Below are 11,653 nucleotides of genomic sequence, written 5' to 3'. Positions count from 1 at the left end.
GCTACTATTCACGCTCTCTGACTATTATTTTTATGGGTGTTCCTTCAAAATAGAAAGAATCACGGAGTTGATTTTGTAAAAAACGCTCATAACTGAAATGCATCAGTTCTAAGTCATTAACAAAAACAACAAAAGTTGGTGGATTAATGGCTACTTGAGTCATATAATATATCTTCAATCTTCGACCTTTATCAGTCGGGGTTGGATTCATTGCGACAGCATCCATTAATACATCATTGAGAACAGAAGATTGAATACGACGATGACGATTATCATAAATCATTTCTAATAATTCTGGTAATCGATTCAATCGTTGACCTGTTTTTGCACTGACAAATAATATAGGGGCAAATTCTAAATATTGAAATTGTGCTCGAATGTCTTTAGTAAATTCCTCAAATAGGTTTTCCGATTTATCTACCGCATCCCATTTATTCACTAAAATTACAATTCCTTTGCCTGCTTCATAAGCATAACCGGCAACCTTTTTATCTTGTTCTCTAATACCTGTTACAGCATCAATCACTAAACAGACGATATCACTTCGATCAATCGCAGACAAGGCTCTTAACACACTGTATTTTTCGGTATTTTCATAAACTTTCCCCCGTTTACGTATACCAGCGGTATCAATCATCATAAATTCACGACCATTATCGGTTGTAAAATAAGTATCAACCGCTTCTCGAGTTGTCCCTTCCATATCAGAAACAATCACTCGCTGTTCTTTTAAGATGGCATTGACTAAGCTGGATTTCCCCACATTGGGGCGTCCGATAAAACTAAACTTAATCAAGTCTTCATTTTCTTTAATTTGGGCGTCTTCTGGAATATAAGTGAAAATCTTATCTAGAACATCACCTAACCCTGTTCCGTGTGCTCCAGATACGGGGAAAGGATCACCTTGGCCAAGTGAGTAAAATTCCCAAACTTGTTGACGTTGTTCTGGATTGTCGGCTTTATTCACTAAAAGGATCACCGGTTTATTAGTTCGATGCAGTAACATTGATAATTCTTCATCAGCATCTGTTACGCCTTCTCTTGCACTCGTTAAAAAGAGAATGACATCTGCTTCATCAATCGCAATTTGTGCTTGATAACGGATTTGATTCATGATGGGTTCATCAATCATCTCAATTCCACCCGTATCAATTAAACGAAATTCTTTGCCTAACCATTCCCCTTTTGCATATATACGGTCACGGGTAACACCAGGATAATCTTCAACAATGGAAATTCGTTCCCCTACTAAACGATTAAATACGGTTGATTTTCCCACATTGGGTCTTCCAACTAAAGCAACTGTAGGAATACTCATCTGTTCACCTCCAAAAAAATTCATAAGAAAAGGCTGCGACTTAGGTCACAGCCTGATTGACTTTATTTAAAGTATCGATTATTCACCTTCTGGTTTGAAACCATCAAGTAAATCTCCAAATACATCACCAATTGTGAAGCCAGTGTCATTAGAATCTGAATATGTTGTTTTTGTATTCGAATTATTTTGACGACGAGCTTGTCCACTATTTCTTCTTGGACGTTGGTTATTAGAACGTGCAGGTTTTGCTGCTTCGCCTTCAGTAGAAGCTTGTTCTTCTCTTGCTGGTTGAGCTGGTCTTTCTAATAAAGCTTTAATTGATAATGATAATCTTTGATTTTCAGCATCAGTACTTAAAACTTTAACATCAATTTCTTGACCTTCTTCTAATTTATCAGCAGGAGATGCAACGTGCTCATGAGCAATTTGTGAAACGTGAACTAAACCTTCAACTCCAGGGAATACTTCAACGAACGCACCGAAATCAGTTAAACGTTTTACAGTTCCTTTTAAGACAGTTCCTTCACTTGCTTTTTCTTCGATATTATCCCAAGGTCCAGGTAGAGTGTCTTTAATTGATAATGAAATACGTCCTTTTTCTTCATCAACTGATAATACTTTCACTTGAACGGTATCACCAATTGTTAACGCATCACTTGGCTTGTTAATGTGTTGGTGTGAAATACGGCTAATATGAACTAATCCATCAACCCCACCTAAATCGATAAAGGCACCAAAGTTTGTTAAGCGCGCAACTTTACCTTCAACAATAGAATCCACTTCTAAATTAGATAAAATTTCTGCACGTTTTGCTTCACGTTCAGCTCTAGCGATTTCTTTATGAGATAAAATTAAACGATTATCCATATCATCGATTTCAACGATCTTGAATTCTAAAGTTTGACCTTTGTATGGTGAGAAGTCTTCTACAAAGTGATCTTCAACCATAGAAGCTGGAACGAATCCACGAACACCAGCATCAACTACTAAACCACCTTTAACAACATCTTTTACAGGTGCTTCAATTGTTTCGCCTTTGTCAGCTTTTTCTTTTAATTCAGCCCAAACTTTTTTAGCTTCAACGCGTTTTTTAGATAATAAGTAGTTACCATTTTCTTTATCTTTAATTGGTTTTAAAACAACTAATTCTACTTCATCACCAATTGATACGATATCTGATAATTCTTCAAATGAAGATTCTGATAATTCATTACGAGGGATAACACCTTCTAAACCACCAGATTCTTTAATAGCAACACGTACTTGGTTATCATCAAAGGCTAATACATCACCTTTTACAGTATCACCAATCTTAATTTCGATGACGCTATCTAAAGCATCTTCCATTGTTTCTAATACAACAGGAGCTTCTTCCTCTTTTGTATCTTCAACTTTTGCTACTTCAGTTTCTTCAACTTCAGTATTCTCAACTTCTGTACTTTCAACTTCAGTATTTTCTACTTCAGTCATTTCAATTTCTGTCTTTTCAACTTCTGACATCTACCAGTTCCTCCTAAGCAGTTACCTACAATATTGTCGCTCTTTTTAGTTATAAAGAGCCTACAATGAGCATTTTAACAAATAAATCAGCTTTCGTCTAGTAAGAAAGCGATAAAACTATCAATTTAATACTTATTTTTCAACATTTTGAATGATATTTGTGACGATTTCGTCAATCGTCAAGTCACTCGTATCAACTAAAATCGCATCATCCGCTTTTCTTAAGGGGCTATGTTCTCTGGTCGAGTCATAGCGATCCCGTTCGATGATGGCTACTTTTATCTCATCTAAGCTTTGTGATGTCAAACCTTTTGCCATATTTTCTTTATAACGTCGTAAGGCCCTTACCTGTGGACTGGCCGTAAAGAAAAACTTGTATGGTGCATTAGGTAATACCACTGTTCCAATATCACGGCCATCCATTACAACTGAACTGGCTTCAGCCATTCGTTGTTGCAGACTTACTAAGTGTTGACGCACTTCAGGTATTGCAGCGACTTCTGAAACATTTTCGGTTACTTCGACTGAACGAATTTTTTCAGAGACATCTTCTCCTTCAATGAAAAGATGCTGACTCCCTTCAATTATTTTAAATTCCATTTTTATTTGATTCATCAATGCCACGATTTGATCGACATCAGCGAAAGGTATATTTTGCTCTATTAATGCTAAAGTAATACCGCGATACATCGCACCCGTATCGATATAAGCTATTCCCAATCGTTGAGCGACTTCTTTGGCGATTGTACTTTTACCCGAAGAAGCCGGTCCATCGATAGCAATGGTTATTTTTTTCATTTCTTATCACCTCATATACTTTTAGTATTTTACCAATTTCATATCAGTCAAGCAACTTAATTTAAACAACTCACAAAACTTGACTAAAGTAGGTGGTTAAAATAAAATTAAGTAATGCTAATACGTTTTTAATTTTTTATTAAAAACTTTTAGGTACTATGATACCTTATTTTTTAGTAAAGGAGCATGAGAATGAAAGAAGCTTTTAAATTTGCTTTTCCCAAAACAATCCCAATTTTTACAGGTTTTTTATTTTTAGGCATATCCTATGGTATCTTCGCCACTTCTTTAGGTTTTCATCCGCTGTTTCCTATTGTAACCAGCGCTATCGTCTATGCCGGGTCAATGGAGTTTGTCACCATGAGTATGTTATTAGGAACCTTTAATCCGATAATGTCCTATTTATTAACGATCATGGTGAATGCTCGTCATATATTTTATGGATTATCGATGCTGGATAAATTTAAAAATTTAGGTTGGAAGAAATTTTTTATCATTTTTGGCATGTGTGATGAAACTTTTTCGATTAATGTTTCACTTGATATTCCAGAATACTTAGATAAAAGTTGGGTCTATTTTCATGTTACTTGGTTAAATCAAGTGTATTGGGTATTTGGTACAGCTGTAGGTGCTATTTTTGGTAATCATTTACCTTTTGATACTCAAGGGATCGATTTTGTGCTAAATGCGCTCTTTATTGTGTTATTACTCGATCATTGGCTTAAGAAAAAACAACATCATTCCGTATTTATTGGTTTGTTGGCCTCACTATTAAGTCTTATCGTATTTGGGGCAGAAAATTTTATGATTCCTGCGATGGTAATGATTATACTCATTTTTTCTTTTCAATTTTTTATAACGAAGCCTAGCGGTTGGGAGCGATGAAGATGACAATTACACAACAAATTCTAACAATTCTAGTGGTAGTTTTAGGTACCATGACCACTCGTTTTATTACGTTTCTTATCTTTCCTGAAAGTAAAGAACCACCTCAATTTGTACGATATTTGGGTGAGGTTTTACCAAGTGCTGTTCTAGCTTTATTAGTTATTTATGCTTTTAAAAATTATCAAATACCATTTTCTCAACAAAACTGGTATGGCATTATTGCAACGGTTGTTGTCATTATTGTTCATTTATTCAAACGTAATTTATTATTAAGTATTAGTATTGGAACAATTGTTTATATGGTACTGATTCAAAGTTTATAAAAAAAAACGAGATTAGCTTGCTCTAGGCGTAATGCTCCTTATCATTCTTTTTATGATTTAAAGGAATTGACATTTGAGTCTAGCTAAATCTCGTTTTATTTTTATTTAATTGATTTGTGTATATTCGGTCATATCATCTAAATGGATGCTAGTCAATTCTATAATACTTGACGTGGCTTACTACCATCTTGCGGAGCAACTAAACCTGCCGCTTCCATATCATCCACTAAACGGGCTGCCCGGTTATAACCGATTCTAAATTTACGTTGTAATTGAGAAATACTAATGGTTTCAAGTCCTTCAAGCATGGCGACAGCCTCTTCAAAGTACTCATCTTCACTCACATCAAGTGAACTTTCACTCTCCCCATCAAGATCAATCAGTGAATCTTCGTAATCAGCTTTTTGTTGTTCTTTAATGAAATCAGTAATCCGTTCAACTTCTGTATCTGAAATATAAGCACCTTGAACACGAACTGGTTTATTTTTACCCATTGGTTGAAATAGCATATCCCCACGTCCAAGTAATTTTTCTGCCCCATTACTATCTAAAATAGTTCGTGAGTCAGTACCACTTGAAACTGCAAAGGCTAAACGGCTCGGTACATTGGCTTTAATAATCCCCGTAATGACATCCACTGATGGTCTTTGAGTAGCGATAATCATATGAATCCCAGCAGCACGTGCCATTTGCGCCAAGCGTATAATGGCATTTTCGACTTCATTACTTGCGACCATCATTAAATCCGCTAACTCATCAACAAATACAATAATTTTAGGTAATTTTTCATAAACGGTCTCTCGTTGTTCTTTGTTCCAGTCATCGACTTGTTCATTATAACTATCAATATTTCGCACATTTGACGCTGCAAATAATTCATAACGTCGTTCCATTTCTTGAACCACTTTATTTAAAGCTTGAGCTGCTTTTCGTGGATTAGTGACAACAGGTGTCAATTGATGTGGTAAATCATCATAGAGTGTCAATTCAACTTTTTTCGGATCAATCATTAAAAATTTAACTTCATCCGGTTGAGCTTTCATTAACAAGGACACAATAATAACATTCATCCCCACCGATTTACCTGAACCAGTAGCTCCAGCAATTAATAAGTGAGGCATCTTGCTTAAATCAGCTAAACAGACCGACCCCGAGATGTCACGTCCCAATGGCACTTCCAATAAGTTTTTACTCTCAAGTGCGGCATCAATAATTTCCCAAAAGGAAACCGGACTAACTTGATTATTCGGTACTTCAATCCCAATCAATGATTTGCCCGGAATCGGTGCTTCCATCCGAATATCACGTGCGGCTAATGCCAAGGCAATATCATCAGATAAAGAAACAATTTTACTAACCTTCACTCCTACTGCCGGTTCAATTTCGTACTTCGTTACCGAGGGGCCTAAATTAGCTTGTACCACTTTGGCTTTTACGCCAAAACTTTCAAAGGTACGTTCTAATTTTTCGATATTTTCATTAATACGTTCATATTCTTCACTTTGGTCAACCGGTGGTATTTTTTTCAATAAGTTTTTACCGGGTAAGGTTAATTTTTTGCCTTTCTTAACTTGAGCTGGTTTCTTATTGGCTTTGGGTTCAGCAATTTCCGCCGAATCCAGTACTTTTTCAATCTCATCAGTCGTCAAATCTTGAGTACTGGCTGCTTGATTTTGCCAATGTCCCGCCGAACTCATGCGTTGACTCGGACGTTCTACACCTTCAATATTCTGTAAGTCCTCAGTTGTTTCTTTGGTAGTTGGGATTTCTTCCTGAACAGAGTATTCTTCTTTAGTTATTGTGTCTTGGTAAGCTTCTGATTCATTCTGTATCGCTTGATTAGAGCTGATAATAATTGGTTTAATTGGATTAGGTTTAGCTGGTTGGTTATGCTCCTTAGGTTGTTTTCTTAAATTATGATTATAATCAAAATAATCTAAATCCAATACCTTTTCTTCACGCACTATACGGTTGACAACTGGCTCTTTTTCTAAATCATAAGGTTTAAATTCTCTAGTTCCAGCATGTTGATAAGTTGGTTTATAAGCTGTCTGATACAAATCGTCTGTTTGATTTGCTACAGGTTTATCTTTAAACAGTCGATTAAATAAAGAAGGTTTCTTATCAGTAACCATTGTGTCAGACACTTTTTCATCTGAATTAAACGGTTCAATCTTATCTGGATCATCTTCTTGTAAAATGGCGACATCCATCGCCTGATCATTGAATACATCTTTAATCTCTTCAAAATTAGGGAATAATTTTTTAAAGATATTGCGGATACCTACAAATGTATTGTGGAAAAATTGTTTCAACATCTCAAAACTGATGTTTTCAACTAAACAAAAGCCAATAATGAAAAGAATACCGGAAAATAAATAGGTACCCCAACGACCAAATAGATAGCCTAAAGTTGAATAAAAAGCGGCTCCTAAAAATCCGCCTCCTAAATCCGTTCGATTTTGGCTCACAAGAAAATCATTTTGAAATCGTTCGTAAGTTAATCGAAAGATAGCTGAAGGTTCGACACTATTAAATAAATTAAAATGTAATACTGTCGTTAAGGATACTAAAATTAAAAAGGCCCCTAAATAGCGCCACCATCGAATTTTAGGTAAATGTCCTTTTAAAATTAAATAGGTTGCCCATAAAATAGCACTGAGTAAAAATAAGGTATAGGTTTCACCAATTAATAAACGAAAACTATTCGCAAATAAATTACCGACAAAACCACCATCAAATAATGATAATAAACTAATAAAAAAAATAATTAAGCCTATTATTAAATAGGTAATTTCATATTTTAATTTTAAAGTTGTCTGAGTGCTACTTTTTTGTTTTTTTGAGTTGTTTTGGTTGGTATTTTTTTTAGCCAAAATGCTCACACTCCACTTTCTTAAATTCTCTGCACATTATTATAACACATATTCAGGTTTTTTTGATATGATGAAAACATACAAAATGAAAAGGATGAGGGCTATGCATACATATGAACTTATTTTTAAAGGAACTGTTCAAGGGGTCGGATTTCGTTATCATGTTTATCAGTGCGCACTTAAATCTCAAGTTAAAGGTTTTGTTGAAAATTTAAATGATGGCACCGTCAAAGCAATCGTTCAAACTAATGAAAATTCAATAGACCACTTTATTGACGAAGTCTTTAATACCCCTTATCGGCTAATTAAAATCGATAATATTGATATTAATGAGATCACTCCAACAGAAACCTACCAAGATTTTTCAATTCGCTATTAACAATCATAACTTATTTAAATCTATTAACTCAACAATTCGGTTTCATGCGAAGGAAGTAAAAAACATTAATCAATGCCAGAATTAATAAAGAAGTAAAACAAAGCGCATTTGCTGTACCCTTTTGCTTTAAAAGTAAAGTAGATAGTAAATAAAACCGACCAAATGATGTTTCAGTTTTCTGATCCACAGACTGAATAATAAATAGCTGTAACAGCCTTAACTGATACCGTTTAGTCGATTTGCTAGCTATCACATTTTGCTTTACATCATCACTTATTTTTCGATAATTGAGACCGTTCTCTATAAAACAGTTGAAAATTTGTTAATATTTCATTATAGTATATAGGTATGAAATGTTAATGGAGAGTGAATTAATGAAAAAATTAAAAAAACACCTTCCAATGCTATTATTATTGTTTGGAATTGTCTTAATAGCAAGTGGATGCGTGCAATATACAGCAGATGGAACCCCAACAGGTTGGGTATATGAATATTTTGGTAAACCTGCAACAGCCTTTTTAAACTTCTTAGCTAATATCTTTGGTGGTAGTTATGGTGTCGCAATTATCATCGTTACCATTATTACCCGATTATTAATGTTACCTTCATCATTAAAGATGACAAAATCTTCCATGATTAGTCAAGCAAGAATGAAATTTGCACAGCCAGAAATTGATGAAATTCGTGCAGAAATCGATGCTACAGACGACCCTACTGAAAAAGCTCGTTTAAATAATGAATTGATGGCTGTTTACAAAAAATATGATATTGATATGTTTGGCGGCTTATCTGGATGTTTACCATTATTAATCCAAATGCCAATTATCTCAGCAGTCTATACCGCTATTCGATCTTCACAAAAGATTATTGATAGTAAATTCTTAGGTATTCATTTAGGTGAACGTAATTTATTGATTGTCGCGTTAGTAGTGGTATTTGCCTTCTTACAAGGTTGGTTAATGCAACGCGCTACTCCAAAAACGGATAATCCAACTGCCAATTCAACTACTAATTCTATGATGTTAATGAATCCAATTATGTTAGGTTGGATTTCTTATGCATCTAATGCTGGTTTAGGAATTTATTTCTTAACGGGTAGTATTTTTAGTTTCATTCAACAACTTTATTCAAATCATGTTATGAGACCTAAAATTCAAAAAATGCTTGATGATGAAGCTAAAAAATTTGAGAATTCTCCTCGTCAAAAACGCACCAAGGTTAAAAAAGCCAACGAAACAACTGCTGAAGGTTCAAAACGTTTAGTTCCTACTAAACAACCGGTTTTACCTGTAAATGAAAACAATAAACGTCGTAATGCTGGTAAACAAAATCGTCGTAAATAATTAAATAACAATTTTAAAAGTAGGCGGAAAGTTGATCAATCGGTTGATTGGTCAATTTCTCGCCTACTCTTTTTTCCAGTGAAGAATCACTAAAAATAAACGAGGGAGTGAACCAGAAGTAGAAAATAGAATGATTTTCACTTCATTTGTTCACTCCCGCACAAGTTGAGTATGTCTCAAACAAGTCTTTAAGACGCAGATTAAGGCCACTCAAACACTGAACTATTCAGTAAAGAACAATAAACTTGACTAAATTAATCAAGTAATGCCCATCGTCTCGTCTTTAAATATTATTGAAATATTATTAATGATCAAACCATCGACTAACAAACTTTTTACTACCAAAGAAGCATCATGATTCAACGATTTGACTTTTCTATGTAAACCATTGCTACATTCTGGTCATTTGCCCTTTGTTCATCTTTTAGCATCAGCGTACTAATATTAGTCTATTTATGATTGATGGATAATTCTCTTATTAATCATTATTTTTAAGAAAAAGTGACATAAATAGATTTCGATATTTTTGTCAATATATAAATAAACGCAAAAGCTCATTCGATAGCCATCAGTAATCAGTCACGACATCACAAATTACTTTATCTTATCGGCTGAGTTTTCATTAATTTTTGTTGTTCTTTAGTTAAAAACTGTCCTAATACTTTAGTTGATTGAATAATATTGACAAATGCTTTACTATCAGATTCTATAACTGCTAACTGCAAATCATGTAATTCATAACGATTAATGACTACCATAATTAAGTCACGCTTATCGCCTGTATAACCTCCGCGAGCTTCAATGACGGTTGAACCTCTTATTAAACGCGTACGAATACTAGAGGTCACTGCAGCAGCATCATTCGTCACAATAAAAGCAGTTAATCGTTGTTCTCCAGTATGGATCGCATCGATCATACGAGAAGTTACAAAAATCGTAATCAAAGTAAAGATAGCCGTTTCTAGATTGTATAGCAAACCAGAACCAATAATAATAATGGAATTGACTAATAAAGTCATCATGCCAACATCCCAACCAAAAGTTTTCGATAAATAAAGCGATAAGATATCGAATCCACCACTTGACATCCCATACTTAATGGTAATACCTGTTCCTAAACCGGTTAATACACCACCAATTACTGCATTAATAAGTGGGTTTTGCGACACATAGGTTAAGGGAAATAAGTTGGTTGCTAATGAAGAAAAGAGTACGACTATTAAAGTCATAACAGTAAATTCTTTTCCTAATTTTAAATAAGCTAAGATGATCAACGGAATATTTAAGATGAAATAAAGATTACCGGTGGTAAAAATAGCTGCTAATGCCGTTTCACGGGTAAAATAATTAATTATTTGCGCTAAACCAGTCGCTCCTGCACTAAAAATATTTCCAGGAATTAGAAAAAATTTCATTGATAATCCGAAAATTAATGCGGATATCAAGGCAATAAATATTTGAAAAAAGAAATTCGCCTCTGGATGCTCACTTAAATATTTATTTATCATGCAGCTTACCCGATTTCGCCAGATTTACCTAATTTCTCAACTAAAGGAGGAATTAAACCACGAGCAATACGTGCTCCATAAACTACCGTCTCATATAGTGGCGTGACATCTTCGCCAACGCGAATGATATTTCTTAAGAAAATTTCGCCATCCAATGCTAAATGTAAAGTATAATAGCCAGTCTTCATTTCATTTAATTCATTGATTAAGTCTAAAGCTTCACCACGTTTATTGTAATCATTTAAAAGATGAACATGGCGATAAATAATTTGACTATCGACATATGGATCTTCACTTTCTTGAATAATAATTTCGACCATTAATAATTTTGTTTCACTGGCCTTAAACTGCAAGCGATATAAATGGTGCCCATTTTCAATTTCTTTATAATTAGCTGGTATCTTCTTCTCAGCTAAGATCTTGTCAAATGCTTCTTTAATTTTAGACATATAATCTTCCTCTCTGAATGACAATTATAGGAAAGCTCCCACATTGATTAATTATACTATACATTCCCTTTAAACTAAAGTTAAATTAAGGACGGCAATTGAAGGTGTTAAGGGAGTGGACAAGAAGTAGAAAATCGAATGATTTCGCTTCGTCTGTCCGCCCCCGCACAGTTGGGAGTGGACCAAAAGTAGAAAATCGAATGATTTCGCTTAGTCTGTCCACCCCCGCACATTTGGGAGTGGACCCAAAGAAGAAAATCGAATGATTTCG

Annotated in this window: 10 protein-coding genes; 4 read left to right on the top strand and 6 right to left on the bottom strand. The window is 34.5% G+C overall.

Features of this window, described 5'->3' with window-relative positions; genetic code table 11:
- Nucleotides 1–4 precede the first annotated feature (4 nt).
- The 3 genes from der to cmk form a co-directional block, all read right to left on the bottom strand.
- Complete coding sequence (der, locus tag GSA01S_RS06940) at nt 5–1,318, bottom strand: ribosome biogenesis GTPase Der (RefSeq protein WP_066126106.1); 1,314 nt, start codon at nt 1,316–1,318, stop codon at nt 5–7.
- Between the two features lie 78 nt (nt 1,319–1,396).
- The gene (rpsA, locus tag GSA01S_RS06935; protein WP_066126108.1) at nt 1,397–2,665 is read right to left on the bottom strand and encodes a 30S ribosomal protein S1; all 1,269 of its coding nucleotides are present in this window, start codon (nt 2,663–2,665) and stop codon (nt 1,397–1,399) included.
- A gap of 285 nt (nt 2,666–2,950) precedes the next feature.
- Nucleotides 2,951–3,616 carry a (d)CMP kinase gene (gene cmk / locus GSA01S_RS06930; RefSeq protein ID WP_066126104.1) on the bottom strand — a complete coding sequence of 222 codons (666 nt, stop codon included), beginning with the start codon at nt 3,614–3,616 and terminating at the stop codon, nt 2,951–2,953.
- A gap of 192 nt (nt 3,617–3,808) precedes the next feature.
- Between cmk and GSA01S_RS06925 the strand changes: the two genes are divergently transcribed.
- A complete protein-coding gene (locus tag GSA01S_RS06925) occupies nt 3,809–4,501 on the top strand; it encodes an AzlC family ABC transporter permease (RefSeq protein ID WP_217994639.1) in 693 nt (230 codons plus the stop codon).
- 2 nt (nt 4,502–4,503) lie between these two features.
- Nucleotides 4,504–4,827: a branched-chain amino acid transporter permease gene (locus tag GSA01S_RS06920; RefSeq protein WP_245631293.1), complete on the top strand. Its 324-nt coding sequence runs from the start codon at nt 4,504–4,506 to the stop codon at nt 4,825–4,827.
- 158 nt (nt 4,828–4,985) lie between these two features.
- Here GSA01S_RS06920 and GSA01S_RS06915 read toward each other — a convergent pair whose 3' ends face one another.
- The gene (locus GSA01S_RS06915) at nt 4,986–7,703 is read right to left on the bottom strand and encodes an FtsK/SpoIIIE family DNA translocase (protein ID WP_066126100.1); all 2,718 of its coding nucleotides are present in this window, start codon (nt 7,701–7,703) and stop codon (nt 4,986–4,988) included.
- A 103-nt stretch (nt 7,704–7,806) separates the two neighbouring features.
- On the opposite strand from GSA01S_RS06915, the gene GSA01S_RS06910 reads away from it, so the two are divergent.
- Nucleotides 7,807–8,082 carry an acylphosphatase gene (locus GSA01S_RS06910; RefSeq protein ID WP_066126099.1) on the top strand — a complete coding sequence of 92 codons (276 nt, stop codon included), beginning with the start codon at nt 7,807–7,809 and terminating at the stop codon, nt 8,080–8,082.
- Between the two features lie 374 nt (nt 8,083–8,456).
- Entirely contained in the window at nt 8,457–9,425 is a 969-nt protein-coding gene (gene yidC, locus GSA01S_RS06905) for a membrane protein insertase YidC (RefSeq protein ID WP_066126098.1), read from the top strand.
- A gap of 599 nt (nt 9,426–10,024) precedes the next feature.
- Here yidC and GSA01S_RS06900 read toward each other — a convergent pair.
- Nucleotides 10,025–10,933 carry a YitT family protein gene (locus GSA01S_RS06900; protein ID WP_066126096.1) on the bottom strand — a complete coding sequence of 303 codons (909 nt, stop codon included), beginning with the start codon at nt 10,931–10,933 and terminating at the stop codon, nt 10,025–10,027.
- Between the two features lie 5 nt (nt 10,934–10,938).
- Nucleotides 10,939–11,382 carry a hypothetical protein gene (locus tag GSA01S_RS06895; protein WP_066126095.1) on the bottom strand — a complete coding sequence of 148 codons (444 nt, stop codon included), beginning with the start codon at nt 11,380–11,382 and terminating at the stop codon, nt 10,939–10,941.
- Between the last annotated feature and the right edge of the window lie 271 nt (nt 11,383–11,653).

This window comes from Globicatella sanguinis NBRC 15551, from assembly GCF_001552295.1.
GTDB classification, from domain to species: Bacteria; Bacillota; Bacilli; order Lactobacillales; family Aerococcaceae; genus Globicatella; species Globicatella sanguinis.
This window is presented reverse-complemented; position numbering and strand designations above follow the sequence as displayed.

Coding starts and splice junctions, on each gene's coding strand:
- cmk (WP_066126104.1), bottom strand. CDS start 3,616: ATGAAAAAAATAACCATTGCTATCGATGGACCGGCTTCTTCGGGTAAA.
- GSA01S_RS06925 (WP_217994639.1), top strand. CDS start 3,809: ATGAAAGAAGCTTTTAAATTTGCTTTTCCCAAAACAATCCCAATTTTT.
- rpsA (WP_066126108.1), bottom strand. CDS start 2,665: ATGGAAGATGCTTTAGATAGCGTCATCGAAATTAAGATTGGTGATACT.
- der (WP_066126106.1), bottom strand. CDS start 1,318: ATGAGTATTCCTACAGTTGCTTTAGTTGGAAGACCCAATGTGGGAAAA.
- GSA01S_RS06920 (WP_245631293.1), top strand. CDS start 4,504: ATGACAATTACACAACAAATTCTAACAATTCTAGTGGTAGTTTTAGGT.
- GSA01S_RS06900 (WP_066126096.1), bottom strand. CDS start 10,933: ATGATAAATAAATATTTAAGTGAGCATCCAGAGGCGAATTTCTTTTTT.
- GSA01S_RS06895 (WP_066126095.1), bottom strand. CDS start 11,382: ATGTCTAAAATTAAAGAAGCATTTGACAAGATCTTAGCTGAGAAGAAG.
- yidC (WP_066126098.1), top strand. CDS start 8,457: ATGAAAAAATTAAAAAAACACCTTCCAATGCTATTATTATTGTTTGGA.
- GSA01S_RS06910 (WP_066126099.1), top strand. CDS start 7,807: ATGCATACATATGAACTTATTTTTAAAGGAACTGTTCAAGGGGTCGGA.